General features: G+C 65.0%; 23 protein-coding genes and 1 tRNA gene. 6 read left to right on the top strand and 18 right to left on the bottom strand.

The genetic code is table 11. The annotated features are described in order from the left end of the window. Positions 1-10: 10 nt before the first annotated feature. The 8 genes from secD to queA form a co-directional block, all read right to left on the bottom strand. Positions 11-1,891, bottom strand: coding sequence for a protein translocase subunit SecD (gene secD, locus ACE3OV_RS11080; protein WP_374327163.1), 1,881 nt, complete (start codon positions 1,889-1,891; stop codon positions 11-13). A 48-nt stretch (positions 1,892-1,939) separates the two neighbouring features. Beyond that, entirely contained in the window at positions 1,940-2,266 is a 327-nt protein-coding gene (gene yajC / locus ACE3OV_RS11075; RefSeq protein WP_374327162.1) for a preprotein translocase subunit YajC, read from the bottom strand. Between the two features lie 59 nt (positions 2,267-2,325). Next, a complete protein-coding gene (locus ACE3OV_RS11070) occupies positions 2,326-7,545 on the bottom strand; it encodes a KGGVGR-motif variant AAA ATPase (protein WP_374327161.1) in 5,220 nt (1,739 codons plus the stop codon). Beyond that, entirely contained in the window at positions 7,545-8,216 is a 672-nt protein-coding gene (locus ACE3OV_RS11065; protein ID WP_374327160.1) for a hypothetical protein, read from the bottom strand. The genes ACE3OV_RS11070 and ACE3OV_RS11065 overlap by 1 nt, the downstream gene beginning before the upstream one ends. A gap of 36 nt (positions 8,217-8,252) precedes the next feature. Beyond that, positions 8,253-9,566, bottom strand: a complete 1,314-nt coding sequence (locus tag ACE3OV_RS11060) for a hypothetical protein (RefSeq protein WP_374327159.1) — start codon at positions 9,564-9,566, stop codon at positions 8,253-8,255. Positions 9,567-9,644: 78 nt separating this feature from the next. After that, positions 9,645-10,754: a tRNA guanosine(34) transglycosylase Tgt gene (tgt, locus tag ACE3OV_RS11055; protein WP_374327158.1), complete on the bottom strand. Its 1,110-nt coding sequence runs from the start codon at positions 10,752-10,754 to the stop codon at positions 9,645-9,647. Then, positions 10,736-11,269, bottom strand: coding sequence for a GNAT family N-acetyltransferase (locus ACE3OV_RS11050; RefSeq protein WP_374327157.1), 534 nt, complete (start codon positions 11,267-11,269; stop codon positions 10,736-10,738). The genes tgt and ACE3OV_RS11050 overlap by 19 nt, the downstream gene beginning before the upstream one ends. Next, the gene (gene queA, locus ACE3OV_RS11045; protein WP_374327155.1) at positions 11,266-12,309 is read right to left on the bottom strand and encodes a tRNA preQ1(34) S-adenosylmethionine ribosyltransferase-isomerase QueA; all 1,044 of its coding nucleotides are present in this window, start codon (positions 12,307-12,309) and stop codon (positions 11,266-11,268) included. Before queA ends, ACE3OV_RS11050 begins: the two co-directional genes overlap by 4 nt. 181 nt (positions 12,310-12,490) lie before the next feature. On the opposite strand from queA, the gene ACE3OV_RS11040 reads away from it, so the two are divergent. Genes ACE3OV_RS11040 through ACE3OV_RS11030 form a run of 3 tightly spaced genes read left to right on the top strand, consistent with a single transcriptional unit; the run spans position 12,491 to position 13,452 of the window. After that, positions 12,491-12,817 carry a type II toxin-antitoxin system RelE/ParE family toxin gene (locus ACE3OV_RS11040; RefSeq protein ID WP_374327153.1) on the top strand — a complete coding sequence of 109 codons (327 nt, stop codon included), beginning with the start codon at positions 12,491-12,493 and terminating at the stop codon, positions 12,815-12,817. A gap of 29 nt (positions 12,818-12,846) precedes the next feature. Further along, a complete protein-coding gene (locus ACE3OV_RS11035; protein ID WP_374327152.1) occupies positions 12,847-13,131 on the top strand; it encodes an addiction module antidote protein in 285 nt (94 codons plus the stop codon). 18 nt (positions 13,132-13,149) lie between these two features. Then, complete coding sequence (locus ACE3OV_RS11030) at positions 13,150-13,452, top strand: HigA family addiction module antitoxin (protein WP_374327151.1); 303 nt, start codon at positions 13,150-13,152, stop codon at positions 13,450-13,452. A 136-nt stretch (positions 13,453-13,588) separates the two neighbouring features. On the opposite strand, the gene ACE3OV_RS11025 is transcribed toward ACE3OV_RS11030, so the two are convergent. The 7 genes from ACE3OV_RS11025 to ACE3OV_RS10995 all read right to left on the bottom strand — a co-directional run bounded on the left by ACE3OV_RS11025 (position 13,589) and on the right by ACE3OV_RS10995 (position 22,452). Further along, positions 13,589-13,673, bottom strand: a tRNA-Leu gene (locus ACE3OV_RS11025). A 25-nt stretch (positions 13,674-13,698) separates the two neighbouring features. Further along, entirely contained in the window at positions 13,699-14,103 is a 405-nt protein-coding gene (locus tag ACE3OV_RS11020) for a Rap1a/Tai family immunity protein (protein ID WP_374327150.1), read from the bottom strand. Then, the gene (gene cobA, locus ACE3OV_RS11015; protein ID WP_374327149.1) at positions 14,100-14,843 is read right to left on the bottom strand and encodes a uroporphyrinogen-III C-methyltransferase; all 744 of its coding nucleotides are present in this window, start codon (positions 14,841-14,843) and stop codon (positions 14,100-14,102) included. Before cobA ends, ACE3OV_RS11020 begins: the two co-directional genes overlap by 4 nt. After that, a complete protein-coding gene (cphA, locus tag ACE3OV_RS11010; protein ID WP_374327148.1) occupies positions 14,840-17,416 on the bottom strand; it encodes a cyanophycin synthetase in 2,577 nt (858 codons plus the stop codon). Before cphA (ACE3OV_RS11010) ends, cobA begins: the two co-directional genes overlap by 4 nt. 15 nt (positions 17,417-17,431) lie before the next feature. After that, a complete protein-coding gene (gene cphA / locus ACE3OV_RS11005; protein ID WP_374327147.1) occupies positions 17,432-19,669 on the bottom strand; it encodes a cyanophycin synthetase in 2,238 nt (745 codons plus the stop codon). A gap of 10 nt (positions 19,670-19,679) precedes the next feature. Continuing rightward, entirely contained in the window at positions 19,680-20,150 is a 471-nt protein-coding gene (locus ACE3OV_RS11000) for a DUF1854 domain-containing protein (RefSeq protein WP_374327146.1), read from the bottom strand. 7 nt (positions 20,151-20,157) lie between these two features. Continuing rightward, complete coding sequence (locus ACE3OV_RS10995) at positions 20,158-22,452, bottom strand: ABC transporter transmembrane domain-containing protein (RefSeq protein ID WP_374327145.1); 2,295 nt, start codon at positions 22,450-22,452, stop codon at positions 20,158-20,160. Positions 22,453-22,552: 100 nt separating this feature from the next. On the opposite strand from ACE3OV_RS10995, the gene ACE3OV_RS10990 reads away from it, so the two are divergent. From ACE3OV_RS10990 to ACE3OV_RS10980, 3 genes are read left to right on the top strand one after another with little or no spacing between them, the layout of a single operon-like run. Further along, positions 22,553-23,116, top strand: coding sequence for a pseudouridine synthase (locus ACE3OV_RS10990; protein WP_374327144.1), 564 nt, complete (start codon positions 22,553-22,555; stop codon positions 23,114-23,116). Between the two features lie 4 nt (positions 23,117-23,120). Beyond that, positions 23,121-23,573, top strand: a complete 453-nt coding sequence (locus ACE3OV_RS10985) for a DUF192 domain-containing protein (RefSeq protein WP_374327142.1) — start codon at positions 23,121-23,123, stop codon at positions 23,571-23,573. Next, on the top strand, positions 23,573-24,085 hold the full coding sequence (locus ACE3OV_RS10980) for a chorismate lyase (protein WP_374327141.1): 513 nt from the start codon (positions 23,573-23,575) through the stop codon (positions 24,083-24,085). The genes ACE3OV_RS10985 and ACE3OV_RS10980 overlap by 1 nt, the downstream gene beginning before the upstream one ends. A 9-nt stretch (positions 24,086-24,094) precedes the next feature. Here the strand turns inward: ACE3OV_RS10980 and ACE3OV_RS10975 are convergent, their stop codons facing one another. The 3 genes from ACE3OV_RS10975 to ACE3OV_RS10965 all read right to left on the bottom strand — a co-directional run bounded on the left by ACE3OV_RS10975 (position 24,095) and on the right by ACE3OV_RS10965 (position 26,745). After that, on the bottom strand, positions 24,095-24,502 hold the full coding sequence (locus ACE3OV_RS10975) for a hypothetical protein (RefSeq protein ID WP_374327140.1): 408 nt from the start codon (positions 24,500-24,502) through the stop codon (positions 24,095-24,097). Positions 24,503-24,624: 122 nt separating this feature from the next. Next, on the bottom strand, positions 24,625-26,481 hold the full coding sequence (locus ACE3OV_RS10970) for a sodium:solute symporter family protein (protein ID WP_374327139.1): 1,857 nt from the start codon (positions 26,479-26,481) through the stop codon (positions 24,625-24,627). 9 nt (positions 26,482-26,490) lie between these two features. Then, positions 26,491-26,745, bottom strand: a complete 255-nt coding sequence (locus ACE3OV_RS10965) for a DUF4212 domain-containing protein (RefSeq protein ID WP_374327137.1) — start codon at positions 26,743-26,745, stop codon at positions 26,491-26,493. Positions 26,746-26,751 lie beyond the last annotated feature (6 nt).

Here is a 26,751-nt window from a genome sequence, read left to right as displayed (position 1 = left end):
CCGTGTTTCCTTATTGCTTGCCGTTGGCCGGGGCTTGGCTGCCCGGTTTCCAGATGGCGCCGATGGCGATCCGGGTGAGTTTCTTCTGGCGGCCGTAGATCAGGTTGATCATGGCGCGCGAGACGACGACGGCGGAGAAGATCGAGGTCAGGATGCCCAGGCAGTGCACCACGGCGAAGCCGCGCACCGGGCCGGAGCCGAAGATGAGCAGCGCCAGGCCGGCGATCAGCGTGGTGATGTTGGAGTCGAGAATGGTGCCGAAGGCGCGTTCGTAACCTTCCGACAGCGCCGCCTGCGGCGGCATGCCGTTGCGCAGTTCCTCGCGGATGCGTTCGTTGATCAGCACGTTGGCGTCGATCGCCATACCGAGCGTCAGCGCGATGGCGGCGATGCCGGGCAGGGTCAGCGTCGCTTGCAGCAGCGAGAGCAGGGCGACCAGCAGCAGCAGGTTGGCGGCCAGCGCGATCACCGAGACCAGGCCGACCACCTGGTAGTAGAGGATCATGAAGGCGGCGATTGCCAGGAAGCCCCACATCGTCGAGTGGAAGCCGCGACTGATGTTCTCGGCGCCGAGCGACGGGCCGATGGTGCGTTCCTCGACGATGTCCATCGGCGCCGCCAGCGAGCCGGCGCGCAGCAGCAGGGCGACGTCGTTGGCTTCGCTGGTGCTCATGCGGCCGGAAATCTGCACCCGGCCGCCGCCGATTTCGGTACGGATGACCGGCGCCGTGACCACTTCGCCCTTGCCCTTCTCGATCAGCAGGATGGCCATGCGCTTGCCGACGTTGTCGCGGGTGACGTCCTTGAAGATGCGGGCGCCGGCGGCGTCGAGCGTCAGGTGCACGGCGGCTTCGTGGGTCTGTCCGTCGAAGCCGGGCTGGGCGTCGGTCAGACGGTCGCCGGTCAGGACGACCTGCTTCTTGACCAGCAGCGGCGAGCCGCCGCGCTCGGTATACACCTCGGTGCCGAACGGCGGGTTGCCGGCGAGACCGGCTTCCAGCGCGCCGGGGCTGTCGTCGACCATGCGGATTTCCAGGGTCGCCGTGCGGCCCAGGATGTCCTTGGCCTTGGCCGTGTCCTGGACGCCCGGCAGCTGAACGACGATGCGGTCGGCGCCTTGCTGCTGGATCACCGGCTCGGCGACGCCAAGTTCGTTGATCCGGTTGTGCAGGGTGTTGATGTTCTGCTTGATCGCGAATTCGGCGATCTTCTTCTGCGCTTCCGGCTTCAGTGTCGCCAGCAGGCGCAGGTCGTCGCCCTGGCCGGCTTCGCTCAGCGCCAGGTCGTCGGCATTGCTGCCCAGTGCCTTGCTGGCGGCGGCGCGGGTTTCGGCGTCGCGGAACTTGATGACGATGCGCTCGCCTTCACGGTTGATGCCGGCGTGGCGGATGCTCTTGTCGCGCAGCAGGGTGCGCAGGTCGGCAGCGGTCGAATCGAGGCGCTTGGTGACGGCGCCCGGCATGTCGACCTGGAGCAGGAAGTGCACACCGCCGCGCAGGTCGAGGCCGAGGTACATCGGCAGCGCGTGCAGCGAGGTCAGCCATTGCGGCGAAGCACTCAGCAGATTGAGGGCGACGACGTATTGCGCGTCGGCGGCATCCGGATTGAAGGCGCGCTCGATGGCGTCCTTGGCCTTCAGTTGGGTGTCGGTGTCCTTGAAGCGGACCTTGACGCCGACGTTGTCGAGCTGCACGCCGTCATGGACGATGCCGGCGGTGCGCAGCGCATCCTCGACGCGGGCCTGGGTGGCAGCGTCGATCTTGAGCGTCACCTTGGCGCTGGAGACCTGGACGGCCGGCGATTCGCCGAAGAAATTGGGCAGGGTGTAGATGAAGCCGAAGACCAGCGCGATGGCGACGGTGACGTACTTCCAGAGGGGGTAGCGGTTCATGGCGGCTTTGCAGCGAAAAGGGCGGCCGCAGCCGCCCTTCGTGATGGATTACAGCGACTTCAGCGTGCCCTTGGGCAGGACGATGCCGATGGCCGGCTTCTGGACGACGACTTCGGTGTCCTTGGCGATCTCGACGGTGACGTAAGCTTCGTCAACCTTGGTGATGCGGCCGACAATGCCGCCGCCGGTGACCACTTCGTCGCCCTTCTGCAGTGCGGCAAGCAGCGCCTTGTGTTCCTTGGCCTTCTTCATCTGCGGGCGGATCATCAGGAACCACAGCACGACGAACATCAGGATCATCGGCAACAGTTGCATGAAGCCCCCGGTCGGGTCGGCAGCGGCGCCGGCGGTCTGGGCGTGGGCAAGGCTAATCATGGGTTTAACTCCGGGAATCGTGAAAATCGGAACGGGGGATTCTAACACTGGGCGGAAAATCACGTCTCGCCAAACCATAATTCCGGGAAGTCGTCGGCATGCCAGAGGCGGGGAATCCACGGCGCCGGCTGGCAAGGTTCTTCCGGGTCGCGGAAGACCAGCGGCGTCGGGCCGTGACCGCGCAGGATGGGGCCGGGCAGGGCGTCGAGGCGGGCAGCGGGGGTGAAGGAACGCAAATCCAGGCTGAACCAGGTGTCGTTTTCATGCCAGATGCAGCGCAATGGCAGGCCGGATAGTGCATCCCAAAGGCGGAGGGTGTTGTCGGTGCTTGCGGAGAAGATGAGTTTGCCGTCGGGGGAAAAGGCGGTGCTGAGAGCGCTGCCCTGATGGCCATCGAAGCGGCGGATTTCTTTGCCGGATAGTGCATCCCAAAGGCGCAGGGTTTGGTCGTTGCTGGCGGAGAGGATGAGTTTGCCGTCGGGGGAGAAGGCGGCGCTGTTAACCCAATCCTGATGGCCATTGAAGCGTTGGATTTCGTTGCCGGATAGAGCATCCCAAAGGCGGAGGGTATTGTCGGTGCTTGCGGAGAGGATGAGTTTGCCGTCAGGGGAAAAGGCGGCGCTAAGGACCCAGTCCTGATGGCCGTTGAAGCGTTCGATTTCGTTGCCGGATAGGGCATTCCAAAGGCGGAAGGTGTTGTCGCTGCTTGCGGAGAGGATGAGTTTGCTGTCGGGGGAAAATGTGGCGCTGAAAACCGGGCCCTGATGGCCGTTGAAGCGTTGGATTTCGCTGCCGGATAGGGCATCCCAAAGGCGCAGGGTTTGGTCGTTGCTTGCGGAGAGAATACGTTTGCCGTCGGGGGAGAAGGCGGCGCAGTTAACCCAGCCCTGATGGCCGTTGAAGCGTTGGATTTCGCTGCCGGATAGGGTATCCCAAAGGCGGAGGGTTTGGTCGTTGCTGGCGGAGAGGATGAGTTTGCCGTCGGAGGAAAAGGCGGCGCACCGAACCCAGCCTTGATGACCGTTGAGGCGTTGGATTTCGCTGTCGGATAGGGTATCCCAAAGGCGGAGGGTATTGTCGTCGCTTGCGGAGAGAATACGTGTGCCGTCGGGGGAGAAAGCGGCGCAGTTAACCCAGCCCTGGTGGCCGCTGAAGCGTCGGATTTCGCTGCCGGATAGGGTATCCCAAAGGCGGAGGGTATTGTCGTCGCTTGCGGAGAGGATGAGTTTGCCGTCGGGGGAAAAAGCGGCGCTGTTAACCGGGCCCTGATGACCGTCGAAGCGTCGGATTTCGCTGCCAGATAGGGCGTCCCAAAGGAGCAGCGACTTGTCGTCGCTTGCGGAGAGGATGAATTTGCCGTCGGGGGAGAAGGCGGCGCAGTTAACCCAGCCCTGATGGCCATTGAAGCGTTGGATTTCGCTGCCGGATAGGGTATCCCAAAGGCGCAGGGTTTGGTCGTTGCTTGCGGAGAGGATGAATTTGCCGTCGGGGGAAAAGGTGGCGCACCGAACCCAGCCTTGGTGACCGTTGAAGCGTTGGATTTCGCTGCCGGATAGGGCATCCGAAAGGAGCAGCGACTTGTCGTCGCTTGCGGAGAGGATGAATTTGCCGTCGGAGGAGAAGGCGGCGCAGTTAACCCAGCCCAGATGGCCGTCGAAGTGTCGGATTTCGCTGCCGGATAGGGTATCCCAAAGGCGGAGGGTGCTGTCGAAGCCTGCGGAGAGGATGAGTTTGCTGTCGGGGGAGAAGGTGGCGCTGTGAACTGGACCTTGATGACCGTCGAAGCGTTGGATTTTGCTGCCGGATAGTGCGTCCCAAAGGAGCAACGACATGTCGTCGCTTGCGGAGAGGATATGTTTACCGTCGGGGGAGAAGGCGGCGCTGTTAACTGGGCCCTGATGGCCGTTGAATTGGCGGATTTCTTTGCCGGAAAGGGCATCCCAAAGGCGGAGGGTTTTGTCGTTGCTCGCGGAGAGGATGCGCTTGCCGTCGGGGGAGAAGGCGGCGAATTTGACGGGGGCGGAATGCCCCTGGCGCAGGCTTGGCAACAAGAGGCGGGCGGGCGGGCGGGGCAAGCTGGCGGATTGGGCGCCGGGGGCGGTGCAGCCGGCCAGGACGGCGTCGCTCAAGACCGCCTCGCCACGGCAGTTGGCGAAACGGCTGGCGCGCAGGTCGGCACCGGAAAAATCGGCAGCATCGATATTGCTGTTGCGGAAGCGAGCGTTGATCCAGCGGCTATCCCGTGCGGAAACCTGGCTCAGATCGGCGCCGTCCAGATCGGCGTCGTCGCCATTGGCTTTGTTCAGCGAGGTGCCACGCAGATTGGCACTGCGCAACGAGGTTCGCTCGAAATGGGCGTCGTCGGCAAATGCCAGGCTGAGGTCAGCGTTGTCGAGAACGCAGTGTGACCAGCGGCTGTCTGCTAGCGTTGCACCGCGCAGCAGGGCGCCGGGCAGCGTCAATTCCCGGAACTGGCAGCCGTCCAGGTTGATGGTGTAGGGCGCGGTGGGCAGCCAGTCTGTCTGCTCACCGCCGTTGCCTTGCCGGCTGGCCCAGTAGCCAAGCAGGTAGGCGTTGCGGCGGGTGCTGGCGGAGTATGTGCTCGTGGCTGTGAGGAACGTCGTGGGCGCGCTGCCAGTATTTTCGGCAGGCCTTGCCAGAATTTCGGCCACCACGCCGTGCACTTGTGTTTGCGTAACGCTATCGTGCAGGGCGAGCAGGTCGGCAAAAAAACCGGCGGCTTCGCGGCTGGGAATAGGGCCTGCGAGGTGAGCGGCGAGCTGGTCGGTGGCTGAATCTATTAGCGGATCTAGGGTTGCCGCCGCCAACAAGGCTCGGGCGTAGAAAAATTCGAGGAAGCTGCGGTGGGAAAAGCCGTAGTAGCCGTCCGGCGTGCGCGACAGGAAGGCGGCAGTGCGCAGCTCGATATCGAGAATGCTGGGATCGAGTTTGCCGGGCAGGCGGCGGTCCTTGATCAGGGCGTAGAGGTCGCCGTGGTGAATCCGTTGTCCGTCGCGCCGCCAGAGTTCGACGGCAAGGGCTTCGAGAATCAGGAGCAGATCGTTGCTGCTGCTTTGTCGGTCGATGTGGTGGTAATCATCGAGCCAGCGGTTGGTGTAGCGCAGATAGAGGGCGCCGGCGGTGACGGTTTCTCCGCTGTTTTTAAGGTCGGGCAGAGAGTCGATGATGATGTCCAGTAGCTGCGGTCGGTCGGCGAGGTTGGGCAGGTTGTAGATGCCTTGAATATCCTCCCAGGCCTGTTTGGCCCCTCTTGCGCCGAAGCGTTTGCTCAGATATTCCTTGATTTGCGTTTCGTTGAAGCGCGGCAATACGTCGATACTGCCATCGAAGCTGCGCGTTGCCTGTTCGAGTAGGGCCAGACGGTCGGCGATGCGTTGCACGGTCTGCTGGGCTTCACCGTGTTCGCGGAAGAACTGTTCGCGGCAGGTGATGAGCACGCGGTTGGCGCGTGGGTCATCACCCTGACTATCGCTGGGTTGAGCGAGCATGCGGAACTGTTCGACGATGTTGCGATGGGACTGGGCGACGCCCATTTCGTCGAAGCTGTCGATCAGCAGGATGAGCCGACCGCGCGCCAGCAGGTGCAGGAAGATGGCCGGATCGCGCCGCTCGCCGGTTTGCCGGTGCCAGTGCTCGTGCAACAGATCGCCAAGCGTGGCCTTGTTGGGGAAGTCGCGCAGGTTGATCAGCAGCGGGACCGGGTTGTCGCCGTTGCCCAGCGACTGTTGCGCCAGTTCGTAGGCGAAGCGGCGGGTGAAAACGGTCTTGCCGGTGCCGTAATCGCCGAGCAGGACCCACAGGCGGCTGCCTTCGCCACGGCTCCAGGCAAGGGCGTAGGGTAGCAGCGGCAGGGTTGTGTCCTGCTGTTTTTCCGGCCGTACGGTTTGTTCGACATAGCAGCTAGCGAGCGAGCTGTTGGCGAATTCGGAAACCAGGCGGTTGAGGTAGGTGGAAAAATTGATCAGCGCCCGTTCGAGGTCTTCCGGTGTAACGCAGCGGATGTTGCGGGCGCGGGCCAGTTCAATGGCTTGCGGGCTGAAGCGGCGGGCGACGATCATGCCGCGCGCGGCGCGTTCCAGCGCCTTGGGCGTGCGCAGCCAGACATCGAAGGTTTCGACGATTTCCTTGCCTACGGCCTTCTGGTGGTCCTTGCATTCGACAAAGTAGGTGGCGGTGTCCAGCCCCTGCTGGAAGCTGGCGATCAGGTCGATGCGGTTGCCGTCGACGGTCTGTTCCGGCTCGACGTGATAGCCGAGCAGGCGTAGCAGATCGGCGATGCGTTCTTCGAAGGTTTTGCCTTGCTTGGCGCGGTCGCCGGGCTTTTCGAGGTTGAGGAAAAGGTCGGGACGTTGGCGCTTGGCGATGTTATCCATCTGGCTGGCGCTCTCGTTCTCGGCTTCGATGGCGAGCAGACGAGCGGCGACTTCGTGGTATTTGCGGACGATGAGCGAATCGGTTTCGGTCAGCGCCAACAGGGTTTCGCTGCGCCGCAGTTCGGAACGCTCTGGGATTTCGATCAGGCTGCCGCTGGCGAGGCCGAAGTCCTTCTCCCATTGGCTACGCAGTTTGGCCGCGATTTCGGGTTGATCTTCCGGGATGGGCGAGGCGACAAGTTCGAGCTTGAGTTCCTCGTATTGGCCGTTTTCGCCGCGCTGGGAGTCGTTGACGTGGTCTTTCAGGGCGTTCCAGATTTGACGCAGACCGCCAGTGTTCTGCGCGCCATAGTTGCCGAGCAGCAGGGTCACGTCGGGCAACCAGGCGGTTAGAAAGCCGCCGATGTCGGTGATGCCGGTACGCGAATCGAGCACGATGTAGCGAAACCCCTCTTTTTCGCGCATGTGCTTGAGCATGCCGTGCAGCATTTTTAGGCCGATTTCGGGGTTGATCGCAAGAAAATGTCCCCAGTTGATCTGCTGGTAAAGTTCGGCGGCGTCCTTTTCGTCGCCATGCGCCGGGAGGAGGTAGAGATTGCTCTGCTTTTCGCAAGGCAGGACGCTTTTACCCAGACGCGCCAAGTCGCGCGGGTTTGGCGCGTCGAATTTACGTTTCTCTTGCCAGTCGCGCAGCCATTCGAACAGCCCGCCTTGGTTCGCGCGGCTGGTGGAGAGGTCGTCGATACGATGCAACCCGGGGGCTTCAAAATCGAAGTCGCAGAGCAGGGTCTTGCCGCGCCGGGCCAGCAGCACGGCCAGATTGGCCGCCAGAATGCTGCGACCAACGCCGCCCTTGTAGCTGTAGAGGGTGACGGTGAGGGACATCAGGCGGCTTTCTTGATTTCTTTGAATGCGCTCATGCCGCGCTGCGCGCTGGCTTTCGGGTTTGCGGTTACTGCTGCCTGGGCGGCAACTTTGCTCGGGCGAGGCTGGCGCATTGGGTTTGGCTCGGCTAGCAGTTGCTGTCCGCGTTCGGTCAAGCGCCAATCCTTGTGGCGCCCGCGTTTGCGCGAGCTGATCAGGCCATGATCGGCAATTTCACCCAGTAGCTGCGACAGGCGCGAGGCGCTGTAGCTTTCGGCATCCTTGAGTTCGCTCTGGGCAAGATAGCGGCCGTCAGTTGGCAACGATTGCAGCAGCTTGTGGATTTGCTCGCGGGCGAGCAAATCCTTGAGATCGTCTGCCGACGGCAGGCGTAAGAGTTGCCCGGCGAGCAGCGAAAGATAGCCTTGCCAACGGCCGCGCAAGGATTCCGGAAGTTGGGCGGCGTTGGGCAGGCGTTCGAGCAGGGCATCAAGCACGGTTTCCAGTTCGCCGATGCTTTCCGGGTCGTCATTGCTGCAGGCGCGTAGCGTCCAGGCATTGAGCAGGTAGTCGGCGACGTAGCGAGTGGTGTCGTCCCATGCAGAAAGCTCGCGGGCAGCGGCCAGTAGTTCAAGCGGGGAACTGTCGTCGACACGGAGTTCCGGGTCGCTGGTGCGGAGATTGAGTGCCATGACTGAATCGTCCTAAAGTGTTCTTGGTTGGAAAGTTTAGCATTGTTTAGTTTTGTATGCCGGGATGGCAATCTCGAGTATCCACAATGGCGGTGTGCCGGGGTGAAAAGCTGTTGCATCCAGTTTGTCGTTTCGTTGGGAGTGGCTGGTGTGGACGTAGCCGAAATGCGGCGATCCGGCGCTGGAGGTTGCGGTCTGGATTGTGTTGTCTATTGGCTGGTTGGCAACCAGGCTGGTACTGCGATGAAGGTTCCAGAGACTCCTGGTGGCTTGTTGATGCAGCGTGATTCCGTCGCTGAGGCTGGGGATGATCAGCCAGTCGGGGCAGAGCTGCTTGAGCCAGATATCCCAGTATTCGCCGATGCAATCCTTGCAGATGGCGAGCGAGAGATTGCCGATGGGGGTGCAGAGCAGGCTGGCTGATTCACCCGGCGTGAACCCTTCCGTAAAACCGCCAATTGAGGCCGGCGAGAATTTGTCGTGGGTAAGAATGTTGCGGCCGTTCTTGCCTTGAAGCAGCCGGCAGCGGTTGCGCGCGTAAGTTTCACTGCGGACGTGAAAGCTGCCGAGAACAATCAGCGAAATCGAGCAGGCGTCATTTTGTTCATCGCGTTGAAGCAGCCAGTCACGGATTTTTTCCTGCACGGATTCGGCGAGGGTGAGTTCCGGAAAGATCAGCAGGTCGGCCCCGGATTTTTCCGCTGCGAGGATTTGCTCCTGGGCTTGGGCAAAGCGATTGTTTTCGCCCTCGGTCCCTGTGGCAAAACCGATTTGCCGGTTTTCGTCCGTTTTCACGGTCGACCATGAAATTTGGTGAAAATCCGGGAAATGGCCGAGGGCGACGCGCAACACGGGTTCGTGCTCTCTGAGCCGCTTGGTCAGGTGCTTGTGGCTGAATGGCGCTTGCTCGGCCAGGGTGCGGATGCAGGCGGAGACGTTGTGGAGAAGCTTGGCCGGAACAACCTGATGATTGCGCATGTAGTTGCCAAAGCGCACGGCTTGCCGACGGTCCACACCATTGTGCGGGCTGCCCTGGATGAGGAAATAGGCGACGCCTTCGACCTCAATGGGAGTGAAGGCGGGTTTTTTGCCTCTCGGGGTCGCAATCAGTCGGTCGAGTTCTTCGATGACTTTGGTGGGGCGGCTCTCAAGGTCTTGCAGGCAGAGGGGGTTTTTGCGCTTGTTGAAATGTTGCCGGATGCGTTGCTGGGCGAGATCGTCGAAGGGGCGTTGCGACCACTGATCAAGTAGCGTGCCGCCGCCCGGTGTGGCTTGTTTGGCTAGATGCCACAAGCGAACGAGGGCGGTGCGATTTTCCTGCGAGTTGATGAGTTGGCAAACGATCTGCATGGCAAGGAATCATTTGGGCTAATGATCCCTGCATTATCTCCAATCCGGACGTAATGATGCTGCCGATTCCAGGCTTGCTTACTGGCCGGACGAACGGTCCCGGGCAAAGGTCGCCGACCAGGTGGTGAAGCTGCCGGCTTCGATGGCGGCGCGCATCTCGGCCATGATGGTCTGGTAGAAATGCAGGTTGTGGATGGTGTTCAGCATGCCGCCGAGAATTTCGCCGTTGCGGAAGAGGTGGTGCAGGTAGCTGCGCGTGAAGTTGGTGCAGGTGTAGCAGGTGCACGACGGGTCGAGCGGACCGGTGTCGGCGCGGTAGCGGGCGTTCTTGATCTTGACGTCGCCGAAGCGGGTGAACAGGTGGCCGTTGCGCGCGTTGCGCGTCGGCATCACGCAGTCGAACATGTCGATGCCGTTCTTCACGCCGTTGACCAGGTCTTCCGGCGTGCCGACGCCCATCAGGTAGCGCGGCTTGTGGGTCGGCAGGCGCGGCGCGGTGTGGGCGAGGACGCGCGCCATGTCGTCCTTGGGCTCGCCGACCGAGAGGCCACCGATGGCCATGCCGTCGAAACCGATGTCGCACAGGCCGGCGATCGATTCGTCGCGCAGGTCTTCGTACATGCCGCCCTGGACGATGCCGAACAGTGCGTTGCTGTTTTCCAGCCGGTCGTGTTCGTCGCGCGAGCGTTTGGCCCAGCGCATCGACATGCGCATCGACTTCGCCGCTTCGTCGTGGCTGGCCGGGTAGGGCGTGCATTCGTCGAAGATCATGACGATGTCGGAATTGAGCACCTTCTGGATCTGCATCGAGATTTCCGGCGACAGGAAGAGCTTGGCGCCGTCGTGCGGCGAGCTGAACTTGACGCCTTCCTCGCTGATCTTGCGTAGCGCGCCGAGCGAGAACACCTGGAAGCCGCCGGAGTCGGTGAGGATCGGTTTCTGCCAGTTCATGAAGTCGTGCAGGCCGTTATGGGCCTGGATCACCTCGAGGCCGGGGCGCAGCCAGAGGTGGAAGGTGTTGCCCAGGCAGATCTGCGCGCCGATCTCGGCGAGCGCCAGCGGCGTCATCGCCTTGACCGTGCCGTAGGTGCCGACCGGCATGAAGACCGGCGTCTGGACGACGCCGTGGGCCAGCGTCAGGGTGCCGCGGCGGGCGCCGCCGTCGGTTTTCAGGAGTTCGAATTGCATGCGCGGATGGTCTCGTCGGGCGCCCGGGGGCTGGGGGCGTAAGGCAGGTCGCGGCCAAGAAAGGCCGTGCCCGGGATCGGGTTGAAGCTGACCGGGGCGTCGTCAATGAAGCCGAGATCGGCGTAGAGCTGCCGGGCGGCGGTGAATTCGGGCAGGACGTCGAGGCAGACGCGGCGGTAGCCGGCTGCGCCGGCCAGCGTCAGCGCCCGTTCGACCAGGCGGCGACCAAGGCCGGTGCCGCGGGCGGTCGGGCGGACGTAAACGCGTTTGAGTTCGCAACGTTCGGCGTCGACCCGGCGCCAGGCGGCGCAACCGATCACCGCGCCAGCCTGCCAGGCGAGCAGCAGGCCGCCGTCGGGGGCCGCATACTTGCCGGGCAGGCCGGCGAATTCGGCGGCGTGGCCCTGGTAGTCGAGGCTGACGCTGGGGCTGGCGACGTACTCGCGGAAGATTGCCTGTACCGCTTCCCGGTCTTCCGGAAAGCAGGCGGCGCGGATCTCCTCGGCGGCGGTCATGGCTGGGCGCGTTCGAGCAGCATGGCGTCGCCGTAGCTGAAGAAGCGGTAGCGTTCCGCCACCGCGTGGGCGTAGGCGGCGCGGATCGCGTCGTAACCGGCGAAGGCCGAGACGAGCATCATCAGCGTCGATTTCGGCAGGTGGAAATTGGTGATCAGCCGGTCGACCGCCTTGAAGCGGTAGCCGGGGGTGATGAAGATGTCGGTCTCGCCGCTGCCGGCATTGACGACGCCGTCGTCGGTGGCGGCCGATTCGAGCGTGCGCAGGCTGGTGGTGCCGACGGCGATGACGCGGCCGCCGGCCGCGCGCGTGGCGGCGATGGCGGCGGCGGTTTCGGCGGTGACTTCGTAGCGTTCGCTGTGCATGCGGTGGTCGGCGATCTTCTCGACGCGCACCGGCCGGTAGGTGCCGGCGCCGACGTGCAGGGTGACGAAGGCGGTATCGACGCCATGGGCGCGCAGCGTTGCCAGCATCGCCTCGTCGAAATGCAGGCCGGCGGTGGGCGCGGCGACGGCGCCGGGTTCGCGGGCATAGACTGTCTGGTAGCGGGTTTCGTCGGCGCCCTCGGCGGGATGTTCGATGTAGGGCGGCAGCGGCAGCGCGCCATACTGTTCGGCGACAGCCCAGAAATCGTCGCGGTCGACCAGCTCGATGGCGAACAGGTCGCCATCCTTGCCGGCGCGGCCGGTCATGCGCACGCTGAAGGCGTCGGCCAGACGCAGCCGGCACCCCGGCTTGGGTGCCTTGCTGGCGCGGATCTGGCACAGCGCGTGCGTGGCATCGACGATGCGTTCGAGCATGATCTCGACCTGGCCGCCGGTGTCCTTGATGCCGAAGAAGCGCGCCTTGATCACCTTGGTGTCGTTGAACACCAGCAGGTCGCCGGCCCGCAGCAGTCCGGGCAGATCGGCGAAACGGCGGTCGACGTGCGCTGTGCCGGCGACGTGCAGCAGACGGCTGCCGGTGCGCTCGGGCGCCGGGTGCTGGGCGATCAGTTCAGGGGGGAGGGGGAAGTCGAAGTCGTCGACAGTCAGGGACATGACACCAACAAGGCAGGCAAACAAAAACGGCTTTCCCAATGGAAAGCCGAACTTTCATCACTATCCCGTTCCGGCATCGTGCACAGGCGGGGCGTTTCTGGATCAGGCAGTACTATAGCAGAGGCTGTTCCGGCGAGGAATTTGCCGGCGCTTGACCGATTGTAATCTATAATCTACAAACATGTTTGAACTGCATGATTATCAGGCGCCTGACGGCAGCGTTCCCTTCAAGGAATGGCTTGCCGGATTGGCGGATCGCATTGCGAAGGCCAAAATTGCCGCTCGGGTGCAGCGTGTTGCCGCTGGCAACTTCGGTGACCACAAGCCGCTGACGGATGGCGTCTGGGAGTTGCGCATCGATCAAGGGCCGGGCTATCGCGTTTATTACGCGCTGTCCGGCAAGCAGCTTGTATTGCTGCTGGTCGGGGGCGACAAGCGCCGCCAGCAGGCAGACATAACAACCGCAGTGGATTACTGGAAAGACTGGCAACAGAGGAACAAAAAATGAAGCAAGCAAGCCGCCCGCACGACGAAAGCATGGTGCAACTGCTCAGGGATGATCCCGCATTTGCCGATGAATACCTTGCCGCCAGCCTGGAAGATATCGACCAGCCGGGAGGTCGTGAAGCCTTGTTGATGGCGCTGCGCCAGGTTGCCGAAGCGCAAGGCATGGCGCAAGTGGCGGAACGTGCCGGCATCCAGCGGGAGAGCCTGTACAAGGCTCTCAGTCCCAAAGGAAACCCCACTTTGAAAACGCTCCTCGCCGTGCTCGGCGCCGCCGGCCTCAAGCTGTCTGTTGCGCGCGATCACGCCGCTGCCTGATGGGCCGCATCACACAAAATGTTCAATCCCCCCCCCCACCCCGGCGAAACCCTGCGCGATGACGTTTTACCTGCTCTAGGGCTTACGGCTACCGATGCGGTTGCACAACTGGGCGTCAGCCGTGCCGTCCTTTCCCGCGTGCTGAATGGCCGCACAGCAATTTTTCCGACCATGGCGCTGCGTATCGAGGCTTGGCTGGGCGTTGAGAACGGCGGCAGCGCCGATGCCTGGCTCGCGCAGCAAGCCGCATACGACCTTTGGCAAGCACGCCAAGCTGGGGCGCCGACCGTTATCAAGGCAGTCATTCAAAGCATTGTCTGACCGAGCAAGCCGACCCCGGGCCCGCGAACCGAAAAACGGGATTTCTTTACCCGCCGGGGCTACAGGGAAAATCTGAAGCCAGAAAAGCAAAAAGGCCAATTCCGGAGAATTGGCCTAAGCGCTTGATTCTGAATCTTGGTGCCCCGAGCCAGACTCGAACTGGCACACCTTTCGGCGGCGGATTTTGAATCCGCTGCGTCTACCGATTCCGCCATCGGGGCGAATGGAGCGCGGATTATCCCTGAATCACTTCTTCGGTTCAAGCACTTCCGGGCAGGGGAAGGCTCGGGCCAGCGCGCCGGCGACCAGGGTGGCGGTGCCCATCGTCGTGTCGGGCGGTACGCGTTCGACATGGATGACGACGGCACGGACCAGGCGCAGCGACAGGTCGGGATCGTCCTTGGGCAGGCAGAAGGCGTTGATGCGCAGGCCGACCTTGTCGGCGAGGTGGTCGCCGACCGAGTAGCCGTCGGCGAAGCCGGCGACGTAGGAAATGCAGCGGCCGCTGCGCAGCGCGACGTAGGGGTCGCTACTCTTCTCGCCGGCGTAGAGCTTTTCGGCGGCGCGGCAGTCGTCGAGCAGTTCCCTGGCGTTGTAGGCGTGGGCGTTGCCGGCGATGAGGAGGGCGAGGAGCAGGAGGAGGCGGGTCATGGGGTCTCGAACCAGGAAAGTTTGTCGTGCAGGCCGACGACGCTGCCGACGACGATCAGCGCCGGCGGCTTGATGGCGGATTCTACGATGCATTGCGGCAGTTGCCCCAGTGTGGACAGCAGGGTGCGCTGGTCGGGCAGGGTGCCGCGGCGGACGATGGCGGCTGGGGTGTCGGCGGGCAGGCCGTGGGCGATCATCTGGCGGCAGATTTCCGGGGCGCCGCCGACGCCCATGTAGAAGACGACGGTCTGGCCGGGGCGTGCGAGTGCCGGCCAGTCGAGGTCGATGGTGTGGTCTTTCAGATGGCCGGTGACGAAGGTGACCGACTGGGCATGCTCGCGGTGCGTCAGCGGGAAGCCGGCGTAGGCGGCGCAACCGGCGGCGGCGGTGACGCCGGGGACGACTTCGAAGGAAATGCCGGCAGCGTGCAGGACTTCCAGCTCCTCGCCGCCGCGGCCGAAGATGAAGGGATCGCCGCCCTTGAGGCGGACCACGGCGAGGCCTTCGTCAGCCAGTTCGACCAGCAGGCGGTTGATTTCCTCCTGCTTCAACGTGTGTTTCGCCGCCTTCTTGCCAACATAGACCTGGCGAGCAGCGGCCGGGAACAGCGCGCGCACGCCTTCGCCGACCAGGTGGTCGTAGACGATGGCGTCGGCGCTGCCGATCAGGCGGGCGGCCTTCAGCGTCAGCAGATCGGGGTCGCCGGGGCCGGCCCCGACCAGCCAGACCTTGCCGGTCACTGAGCGCACTCGGCGATGCGCCGCGCGATGTGGGCGAGCGCTTCCTCGACCTGGTCGATCAGGATCAGGCACAGGTCGCCGGCCTGCAGCCGGGCGAGCGCGGTGTCGATGGCGAGGAATTCGCCGTTGATTGCTTCGACATGGCGGACCCGTGTCGTCTTGGTGAGACCTTCGCGCAGCAGGCCGATCACCTCGCCGTCGGCGCGGCCGCGCTGGCAGGCATCCTGATAGAGGACGACCTCGTCGAAGGCTTCGCCGAGGATTTCGGTCTGCTGGCGGATGTCCTCGTCGCGCCGGTCGCCGGCGCCGCTGATCACCACCATGCGCTTGTTCGCCGGCATCGCCTCGACGGCGCCGACCAGGGCGAGCATGGCGTCCGGGTTGTGGCCGTAATCGGCGATCAGGGTGGCGCCGCGGTAATCGAAGACGTTGAAGCGGCCGGGCGCGGTCGCCGCGTCGCTGACGAAACCGGCCAGCGCCTGTTCGACGGTCTCCCAGTCGTAGCCGAGCGCCCAGGCGGTGGCGACGGCGGCCATTACGTTCTCGATCTGGAAGCCGATCGTGCCGTTGCGCGTCAGCGGTACCCGTGACAGCGGAATGCGGTGCTTGCGCCGGCCCTCGCCGCAGACGATGTCGCCCTGTTCGACGTAGAGCACGCGCTTGCCCTGGGCGCGATGGGTGGCCAGCACCGGGTGCGTCGGATCGACGGCGAAGAAGCAGACGTGGCCCGGGCAGTGCGGCGCCATCGCCGCCACCACCGGGTCGGCGGCGTTGAGCACGGCGGTGCCGGTGGGCGCGACGTTCTGGACGATGACGCGCTTGATCACCGCCAGGTCGTGCACGGTGGTGATGTAGTTGAGGCCGAGGTGGTCGCCAAGGCCGAGGTTGGTAACCACGGCGACGTCGCACATGTCGAAGCCGAGCCCCTCGCGCAGCAGGCCGCCGCGCGCCGTTTCCAGCACTGCCGCGTCGACGTCGGGGTGAGCGAGCACGTTGCGCGCGCTGCGCGGACCGGAGCAGTCGCCGTCGTCGATGCGCTGGTTCTGCACGTAGATGCCGTCGGTGCTGGTCATGCCGACGCGCAGGCCGTTGGCTTCGAAGATGCGGCCGATCAGCCGGCTGGTGGTGGTCTTGCCGTTGGTGCCGGTGACGGCGACGACCGGAATGCGGCCGTTGTCGCTGTCGGGATACATCATGCCGACGATGGCTTCGCCGACCGGGCGGCCCTTGCCGAACGAGGGGTCGAGGTGCATGCGCAGGCCGGGCGCGGCATTGACTTCGACGATGCCGCCGCCCTGTTCTTCGAGCGGCTTCAGCATCGTGTCGCAGACGACGTCGATGCCGGCGATGTCGAGGCCGACCGTCTGCGCGGCGGCGACGGCGGCGGCGGCGAGTTCGGGATGGACGTCGTCGGTGACGTCGCTGGCGCTGCCGCCGGTGGACAGGTTGGCGTTGTTGCGCAGGACGACGCGGACGCCGCGCTCGGGCACCGCGTCGGCGGTGTAGCCCTGCTCGGCGAGGCGGGCCAGGGCGATGTCGTCGAAGCGGATCTTGGTCAGCGAGGTGGCATGGCCGTCGGAGCGGCGCGGGTCGCTGTTGACGATGTCGACCAGTTCCTTGACCGTGTGCGTGCCGTCGCCGATGACCAGCGGCGGGTCGCGGCGGGCGGCGGCGATCAGCTTGTCGCCGATGACCAGCAGGCGGTAGTCGTGGCCGGGCAGGTAGCGTTCGACCATGATGTCGTCGCGGAACTCGATGGCGACGCGGTAGGCGCGGCGCACCTGTTCCTCGCTCGTCAGATTGACCGAGATGCCCTTGCCCTGGTTGCCATCCTGCGGCTTGACCACCACCGGCAGGCCGATCTCCTGGGCGGCGGCCCAGGCGTCGTCCTCGTCGGCGACCGGGCGGCCGGTCGGCACGGCGACGCCGGCGGCATGCAGCAACTGCTTGGTCAGTTCCTTGTCCTGCGCGATCGATTCGGCAATGGCGCTGGTGTGGCTGGTTTCCGCGGCCTGGATGCGCTTCTGCTTGCTGCCCCAGCCGAACTGCACCAGGCTGCCCTGGGTCAGGCGGCGGAAGGGAATGCCGCGGGCGACGGCGGCGGCGACGATGGCGCCGGTCGACGGGCCGAGGCGGATGTCCTCGTCGAGGTCGCGCAACTCTTTCAGGGTGGCGTCAAGGTCGAAGGGGGTGTCGTCGAGCGCCGCCCGGCAGAGCTGTTCGGCGCGCTCGAAGGCGAGCCGGCCGACATCCTCCTCGGTGTATTCGACGACCACCTGATAGACGCCGGCATCTACGGTCTGGGCCGTCCGGCTGAAGGTGACCGGGCAGCCGGCCTGGGCCTGCAGGCCGAGGGCGGCGAACTCCAGCGCGTGGGCCATCGAGACGGTATCGAGGTGATCGGTCGGGATCAGCTCGCCGAGTTCCGGAAAGCGCGCGCGCAGGCGGGTTTCGAAGCCGGGCAGGTCGGCAATGGCGCGCTCGGCGCCGGTGCAGGTGACGATCGCCTGGATGGCGGTGTGGCGGCTCCACAGGTTGGGGCCGCGCAGGGCACGGATACGGGAAACGTCCATGGCTGCTTCCTTGGGTCAGATACGGCTGGCGACGGTGGCCGACTTGCGGGCACGACGCGGCAGCAGGGCGAAGGGATCGGCGAGGTCGAGACCGAAGGTCTTGATGCCGGTAACGATGACATCCTGGGTCAGGCCGAGCGCCCAGCCGGCGGCGACGGCGGCGAGCACGTTGGCGATGGTTTCCGGCTTCCTGGCCTTGCCGATGGCGGGAATGTCGCCGAGGCGGCAGAGGCGGATCTCGTCCTGGCCGGTGCCCAGATAAATCCGGCTTTCGCTGACATAGACGGCACGACCGCCCGCCGCCAGGTGCTGGTCGAGGGCCGGGCAGTCGGGGTCGGCGGCAAACAGGATGACGCCGCCGTCGCACAGCCCGGCCAAGTCGGCCACCTGCGGGTCGCAGGCGTTGAGCACGGCGTAGCCGCTGTTGAGCACGACGTCGACCTGGGTGCGGTAGGTGGCGCGCCAGGTCGTGAAGAACTCGCCGCCGCTCGGCTGGATGTCCCAGCGCGAGAGATCCTCGGCGTCGGGCAGGATGTTGGTGACGATGCCGACCGCGCAGCGGTCGTAGGGCAGGCCTTCGCCGAGGATGACGCGGCCGCCGTTCTCGATCACCGCCGCTTCGACGGCGCGGTTGAGCAGCAGCCGGCGACCGCCGGCAAAGTTGGCGGCGTCCTGCTTCTGCACCCGGCGGCGACCGAGGAAGACGCCGTCGCTGCAGGCCAGGCCGACGGCTCGCCCGGACAGGTGGAGGAGGTGGGCAACGAGATGGGCGACCGGCGTCTTGCCGCGCGAGCCGGCAACGCCGATCACCGGAATGCGCCCGCTCTGGTGGGGGCCGAACAGGTTGTCGACGATGGCGCGGCCGACCGGGCGCGGCTGGCCGACGCCGGGTTTGAGGTGCATGAGCAGGCTGGGGCCGGCGTTGACTTCGACAATGGCGCCGCCCTGGCCGCGCAGCGGCTGGGAAATGTCCTTGCACACCAGGTCGACGCCGGCGATGTCGAGGCCGACGATGCGGGCGGCCAGCGCGCAGACGGCGGCGGTTTCGGGATGGACTTCGTCGGTGCAGTCGAAGGCGTGGTTGGCGGTACGCTGGATCAGCACCTCGCGCCCGGCAGCCGGGATCGCGTCGGCGTCCAGCCCCTGGCGTTCGAGTTCCATGCGCGCCGCCGAGTCGATGCGGATCACCGACAGCGGGTGCAGTTCGGTCGGGCCGCGGCGCGGGTCGGTGTTGACCTGGCTGTCGATCAGTTCGCGCACGGTCGACTTGCCGTCGCCGGTGACGGTGATCATTTCGCTGCGGTTGGCGGCGACCAGCTTGTCGCCGACGATCAGCAGGCGGTGTTCGACGCCCGGGATGGAGCGCTCGACGAGGACGCCGGAGCCTTCATCGACGGCGACCGACCAGGCTTTCTCGATCTCCTCGCGGCTGTTCAGGTCGATGAAGACGCCGCGCCCGTGGTTGCCGTCGACCGGTTTGACACAGACCGGCAGGCCGATGTCCTCGGCCGCTTCCCAGGCGTCGGCGGCATCCTTGACCTCGCGGCCCTCGGGGATCGGCACCCCGCAATCGGCGAGCAGCGACTTGGTGAGGTCCTTGTCGCGCGAGATGGTTTCGGCGATGGCGCTGGTGGCGTCGGTTTCGGCCGTCCAGATGCGGCGCATGGCGGCGCCGTAGCCGAGTTGCACCAGGTTGCCGTCGGCGAGCAGGCGGATCGCCGGAATGTCGCGGTCGTCGGCGGCATCGACGATGCTGGCGGTGGACGGGCCGAGGCAGCAGGAGTCGACCATGTCGCGCAGTTCCTCGACGGCGGCGGCGATGTCGAAAGGCGTGTCGTCGATGCAGGCCATCACCAGATCGCGGCCAAGGTGCAGGGCGCGCGCGGTGACGTCCTTGTGCCAGGCGCGGATCACCACTTTGTACACCCCGCGCTCGCTGGTTTCGCGGGCCTTGCCGAAGCCGCCAGGGAGGCCGGCGAGATTCTGCAGTTCCAGGGTCACATGTTCGAGGATGTGGCCGGGCCAGGTGCCTTCCTGAACGCGGCGCAGGAAGCCGCCGCGTTCTTCGTAGCTGCAGCGGTGCTCGATCAGCGACGGCAGCAGGGCGACCAGGCGGTCGTAGAAACCGGGAATGGTGTTGGAGGGGAAATCCTCCAGCTCGCCGATATCGACCCAGGCTTCGAGCACCTGGCGATAGGTCCAGATGTTGGGGCCGCGCAGCGTGACGATGTCGCGGATGACGATGTTTTTCATGGTGTCGGACTCACAGGAAGCGGTCGAGCAGTCGCCGGCTGTGCCGGTCGAGTGCCGCGACGTCGCGAATCAGGAACTGGATGCCGTGGCTGTCGGCGATCAGCAGGCGGCCGCCGGGCAGGCGGCGGATTTCTTCCTCGCCCTTGAGCAGCAGCTCGGCCGGGCCACGGTCGGTGCGCAACTGCCAGGTGCTCGGGCAGGCAAAACTGGAAACTTCGACGATGGCCTCGATCACCGGCATGAACTCGCGGCCGGCGAGCTCTTCCTCGATCAGCGCGCGCTCGTTGGCCGGCAATTCGGCGATGCTGTCGGTCCAGCCGACTTCGTGGCCGTCGCTGCTAAGCAGCGACAGGCTTTCGTCGGGCGCGGCGATGGGAAAGGCGCGCACCGGGACGACGCCCTCGTGGCGCTCGCCGTCGGCGTCGGTCAGCACCAGGCGAGCGAAAGCGTCGCGCTGCAGGGTAAATCCGGAATGGGCCATGACGGACTCAGACGGTTGGGGTTTTCGGGACGACCGGCGCGGCCGGCTCGGCGTCTTCATTATCGACGTTTCGTGCCTGCGCCTGGTAGAGCTTGTAATAATGCCCTTCGGCGGCGATCAATGCATCATGGTTGCCGGTTTCGACCACCTGGCCACGGTCCATTACCACCAGCCGGTCGGCTTTCCTGAGCGTGCTCAGGCGGTGGGCGATGGCGATCGTCGTGCGGCCGCGCACCAGGTTGTCGAGCGCCTTCTGGATTTCCTTCTCGGTTTCGGTATCGACCGACGAGGTCGCTTCGTCGAGGATCAGGATCTTCGGGTCGATGAGCAGGGCGCGGGCAATCGAGATGCGCTGGCGCTCGCCGCCGGACAGCCCCTGGCCGCGCTCGCCGACCAGCGAATCGTAGCCTTGCGGCAGGCGCAGGATGAATTCGTGCGCGTGCGCGGCGCGGGCGGCGGCGATGATTTCGGCGCGCGTCGCCTCCGGTTTGCCGTAGGCGATGTTCTCGGCGATGGTGCCGAAGAAGAGGAAAGGTTCCTGCAGCACCAGGCCGATGTGGCGGCGGTATTCGGCGACCGGCACGCTGCGCACGTCGACGCCGTCGATCAGCACGGCGCCTTCGCTGACGTCGTAGAAGCGGCAGATCAGGTTGACTAGGGTCGATTTGCCCGAGCCGGAATGGCCGACCAGGCCGACCATCTCGCCAGGTTCGATGGTCAGGTCGACGGCGCGGGTGACGGCGCGGGTGCCGTAGCGGAAACTCGCCTGCTTGAGCGTGATGCGGCCTTCGACCCGCTCGAGATGGACCGGGCGCGTCGGCTCCGGCACCGACGACACGTGGTCGAGGATGTCGAAGATGCGCTTGGCGCCGGCGGCGGCTTTCTGCGTCACCGAGACGATGCGGCTCATCGAGTCGAGCCGGGTGTAGAAGCGGCCGATGTAGGCGAGGAAGGCGGTGAGCACGCCGACGGTGATGTCGTTATGCGAGATCTGCCAGATGCCGAAGGCCCAGACGACGAGCAGGCCGATTTCGGTCATCAGGGTGACGGTCGGGCCGAACAGCGACCAGGTGCGGTTGAGCTTGTCGTTGAGCGCCAGGTTGTGCTTGTTGGCGTCGCGGAAGCGGCCGGCTTCGCGCTTTTCCTGGGCGAAGGCCTTGACCACGCGGATACCGGGAATGGTATCCGCCAACACGTTGGTCACTTCGGCCCAGACCCGGTCGACCTTCTCGAAGCCGGTGCGCAGGCGGTCGCGCACGGTATGGATGAGCCAGGCGATGAAGGGCAGCGGCAGCAGCGTGACCAGCGCCAGCCAGGGGTTGATCGAAAAGAGGATGGCCGAGGTCATGGCGATCATCAGCACGTCGGTGGCGAAGTCGAGCAGGTGCAGCGACAGGAAGACGTTGATGCGGTCGGTTTCCGAACCGATGCGCGCCATCAGGTCGCCGGTGCGCTTGCCGCCGAAATACTCCAGCGACAGGCCGAGCAGATGTTCGTAGGTGGCGGTGCGCAGGTCGCGGCCGATCCGTTCCGAAACCAGCGCCAGGATGTAGGTGCGCAGCCAGCCGAGAATCCAGGCCAGCATGGCGGCACCGAACAGGCCGCCGAGGTAGAGGCTGACCAGGTCGCGGTCGATTGGCTGGCCGTTCTGGAACGGGATCAGGATCTCGTCCATCAGCGGCATGGTCAGGTAGGGCGGCACCAGGGTCGCCGCCGTCGACGCCAGCGTCAGCAGGAAACCGGCGAGCAGCCGGCCCTTGTAGGGGCGGGCGAAGCGCCACAGGCGAAACAGGGTCCAGGTCGAGGGCGGTGTGCTGCCTTCGGTGGTGCAGATCGGGCATTCGTCCTCGCCCGGCGGTAGCGGTGCCTTGCACTTGGGGCAGAGGTCCTCGCTGTCGCGGACGATGGCCGTGCCGCTGACCAGGCTGTCGCGTTGCTGGGCGAACTCGCCGGCGAGGCGCAGGGCGGCCAGGTTGCGGCCCATGGTGTAGCGCCAGAGGGCGTGCCGGCCACGGTCGTCGACCAGTTCCAGGCTGCCGACGCCGGCGTGGTCGTGGTGTTCCAGGCGCAGGCCGGGCTGCAGCGGCCAGGCGCGGGCTTCGCCCGTGGGACTGGTCCACGCCAGCAGGCGCTGGCCGGTGACGACAAGCAGGCCGTGGCAGAAGTGCAACTGGTCGTCGAGATCGGTTTCCAGCCAGGCTTCGACGCCTTCGCCGGCTTGCAGAATGAGGTTGACGGTGGTTTGCCAGGCGGCGGGGAGGGCGGGCTGGCGCTCGGGTGACGGAGCTTGCGGTTGCGGCATCAAAGGGCTTGGGGAGGAGGTTTCAGCAATAACGCGGCGAATGGCGGACGGTTGACGGTGGCTGCCGTAAAATCCCGGTTTTTCTGCGGATTCGGGCGACGTGTCGAAAATCGTCATCTTCAACAAGCCTTACGGCGTACTCAGCCAGTTTACGCCGGAAGGCCGCTGGCGGGGGCTGGTCGACTACATTCCGTTGAAGGGCGTCTATGTCGCCGGGCGCCTTGACGCCGACAGCGAAGGCCTGTTGCTGCTCACCGACGACGGCCGCCTGCAGGCGCGCATTGCCGATCCCAAGCACAAGCTGGTCAAGACTTACTGGGCGCAGGTCGAGGGCGAGCCCGGCGAAGCAGATCTCGAGCGCCTGCGCGCCGGCATCCGGCTGTCCGATTTCACGGCGCAGCCGGCGCAGGTGCGCCGCATCGACGAGCCGCCCGGCCTCTGGCCGCGCGATCCGCCGATCCGTTACCGGGCGGCGATTCCCACCAGCTGGCTGGAAATCCGCATCGCCGAGGGCAAGAACCGGCAGGTGCGGCGGATGGGCGCGGCGATCGGTTATCCTGTGCTGCGCCTGGTGCGGGCGGCGATCGGCCGGTTGACACTGGATGGTCTCGGCCTCGGCGAATGGCGCCAGCGCGAGGCGACGATTGATGATTTGCGAGGTTGATGGAATGAAGAAACTCGGATGGGCCGCGTTCTGCGGCTGGTGGCTGGCGGGCGTGGCCGGATTGGCGACGGCCGGCGAGGCGATGCCGGTGATCGAACTGAGCGCCGGCATGCACCGCATCGAAGCCGAGGTGGCGGCCGAGGACCGCCACCGCCAGACCGGCCTGATGCAGCGCGAGACGATGCCGGTGCAGCGCGGCATGCTCTTCGTCTTCCCGCAGGAAAACACCCACTGCATGTGGATGCGCAACACGCTGATCCCGCTCTCGGTCGCCTTCATCGACCGTGAAGGCTACATCATCAACATCGAGGAGATGGCGCCGAAGACCGAGGACAACCACTGCGCCAAGCTGCCGGCGCGTTACGCGCTGGAAATGAACCAGGGCTGGTTCGCCAAACGCGGCATCGCCCGCGGCGCCCGCCTGCGCGGTCTCGAACGCGCGCCGACGCCACGCTGATGCCGCCCCGGCTCGATTGGGGCAGCCGTCTGCCGGCGGCGCAATCGCTGCGCGGCTGGCTGGTCGAGGCGCATTCGCTGACTGCGCGCTGTCGGCGCCATTGCAGCGAATTCCGCGTCCGGGTCGTCGCCCAGGGCTGGCGGCTGGCGCTGGCCGACGAAACCGCGAACGCGCGCCGGCCGGTGCGCGAGGTGCTGCTCGAATGCGACGGCGTGCCGGTGATTTTCGCCGAAAGTGTGCTGTCGACGGGGCGTTGCGGTCGTCTCGGGCGCTGGTTTGCCCGCCTGGGCAGCCGTTCGCTCGGCTCGCTGCTGTTTACCCATCCCGGCTTCGGGCGCGGCGATATCGAATTCGTCCGCCTGCGCCAGCGCGATGCCTTGCATCGCCGGGTCTGTCAGGTGCTTGGCCGGCCGCTGCCGCCGCTCTGGGCGCGTCGTTCGCGCCATCATCTCGATGGCGGCAGCGTGCTGGTGAGCGAGGTCTTCCTGCCGACGATCCTCGACCTCGCCTGAAATTGCCGATTACTTGTCGTCGCGCTCGGCGGCCGGCGGTTGCGGGCGCAGGCTGATGCGGCGCTGCATGAAGCCGGGCAGATTCATCGGGTGGGCCTGTCGGCTCAGCGCGAAGCTGAGGAAAATCTTGCACCAGATGGTCGAGCCGGCAATGGCGATCCAGCTGTCGTAGGCCAGTTCGCCGGCCAGCACGCCGCCGATCACGGCGAGCGCGACGCTGCCGGCGACCAGGTTGATCACCGCTTCGTAGGGCGCATATTTCTCGGGGTTGGCCGGTGATTCGCCGTGCTTCAGGGCGACTTCGGAAAAATCCTTGTTGATGGCGATGCGCCAGGCGCGCCGCAGCCAGATGAAGGCCATCGGGAAGAGCGCCAGGAACAGGATCCAGGTCATTGCGATATGGACGTTGAAAGCCATGTTGCACCTCGGTACAGCCGCGGACGCCGGGGCAGCCGCGCAATAAAAAACCCCGTGGAAACGACCGACGGGGTTCGGAATCCCGTCCGGGGGCACCGGACGGGAGCTTACCTCAATCGCGCTTAGTGCGCGCCATCCACAGCCTTGGCGCCACGCGGGATGCGGACGTTTTCGACCATGTGCTGGATGTGCTCCGGCGGTTCCTTGGTCATCTTGTCGACCACGAAGGCGACGGCGAAGTTGACCAGCGCACCGATCGCACCGAAGGCTTCCGGCGTGATGCCGAAGAAGCTGTTGGCGCCGCCGATCATATCGACGAAGTCGGTACCCTTGATGAAGAAGATACCCTTGTGAGCGAACACGTAGAACAGGGTGACGAAGAGGCCAGCCAGCATGCCGGCGATGGCGCCTTCCTTGTTCATCTTCTTCGAGAAGATACCCATCATGATCGCCGGGAACAGCGACGAGGCGGCGATACCGAAGGCCAGGGCAACCGTGCCGGCAGCGAAGCCCGGGGGGTTGAGGCCGAGGTAACCGGCGATGACGATGGCGACCGCCATCGAGATCTTGCCGGCGCGCAGTTCGGCCTGCTCGGAGATGTTCGGCATGAACACACCCTTCACCAGGTCATGCGACACGGCGGCGGAGATCGCCATCAGCAGACCGGCAGCGGTCGACAGAGCGGCAGCCAGACCACCGGCAGCAACCAGGGCGATAACCCAGTTCGGCAGCAGCGCGATTTCCGGATTGGCCAGCACGATGATGTCGGCGTTGACCGTCAGCTCGTTGCCCTTCCAGCCGGCAGCTTCGGCCTTGGCCTTGGCATCGGCGCTCTTCGTCTTGTCGTTGTAGTACTGGATGCGACCGTCGCCGTTCTTGTCTTCGAACTTCAGCAGGCCGGTCTTTTCCCAGCGCTTCATCCATTCCGGACGCTGTTCGTAGACCAACGAGGCTTCGGTGGCGAACACGTCAGCGTTGGCCTTGACCGCGTCGGCATTGACGACCATCGAGCCATCGGCAGCGGTCTGCAGGCCGACCGCGGTGTTGACGGTGCCGTGCAGGTTGAGCTTGGCCATCGCGCCGACCGCCGGGGCGGTGGTGTACAGGATCGCGATGAAGACCAGCGCCCAGCCGGCCGACGAACGGGCGTCGGAAACCTTGGCCACGGTGAAGAAGCGCATGATGACGTGCGGCAGACCGGCGGTACCGATCATCAGCGACATCGTGTACACGAACATGTTCAGCGTGCTGCCCGGAACCGAGGTCGTGTATTGGCCGAAACCGAGGTCGGTGACGACCTGGTCGAGCTTCTGCAGCAGCGAGATGTCGGTGCCGGAGATGTTGGAGCCCAGGCCCAGTTGCGGGATCGGGTTGCCGGTCAGCTGCAGCGAGATGAACATGGCGGGGACGGTGTAGGCCAGGATCAGCACGATGTACTGGGCGACCTGGGTGTAGGTGATGCCCTTCATGCCGCCGAACACGGCGTAGGCGAAGACGATGCCCATACCGATGTAGATGCCGGTGTCGCTGGAAACGCCCAGGAAGCGCGAGAAGGCGACGCCGACGCCGGTCATCTGACCGATGATGTAGGTGATCGACGCGGTGAGCAGACAGATCACGGCCACCGTCGAGGCGGTCTGCGAGTAGAAGCGGTCACCGATGAACTGCGGCACCGTGAACTTGCCGAACTTCCGCAGGTACGGGGCGAGCAGCATCGCCAGCAGAACGTAGCCGCCGGTCCAGCCCATCAGGAACAGGCCGCCGCCGTAACCCATGTTGGCGATCAGGCCGGCCATCGAGATGAACGAAGCGGCCGACATCCAGTCGGCGGCGGTTGCCATGCCGTTGGTGATCGGGTGGACGCTGCCGCCGGCAGCGTAGAACTCGGACGTGCTACCGGCACGTGCCCAGATCGCGATCCCGATGTACAGCGCAAACGACGCGCCGACCACCAGGTAAGTCATAGTTTGCAGATCCATGCTGGCTCCTTAATCTTCGTGCACGTCGAACTTGCGGTCGAGGTTGCCCATTGCCTTGGCGTAATAAAAGATCAGGGCAATGAAGATGTAGATCGAACCCTGGTGGGCAAAGAAGAAGCCCAGCGGGTAACCCCCGAGTTTGATGCCGTTCAGCGCGTCGGCAAAAAGGATGCCGGCACCGAATGAACACACGAACCAGATCGCCAGGATTTTTCCCAGCAGTCCGAGTGTGGCTGACCAGTAGGCCTTGCCTTGATCGTCCATTATTTG

The organism is Azonexus sp., from assembly GCF_041909095.1.
Classification (GTDB): domain Bacteria; phylum Pseudomonadota; class Gammaproteobacteria; order Burkholderiales; family Rhodocyclaceae; genus Azonexus.
Note: the sequence above shows the minus strand (reverse complement) of the source record. Positions and strands in the feature narration are given on the sequence as shown.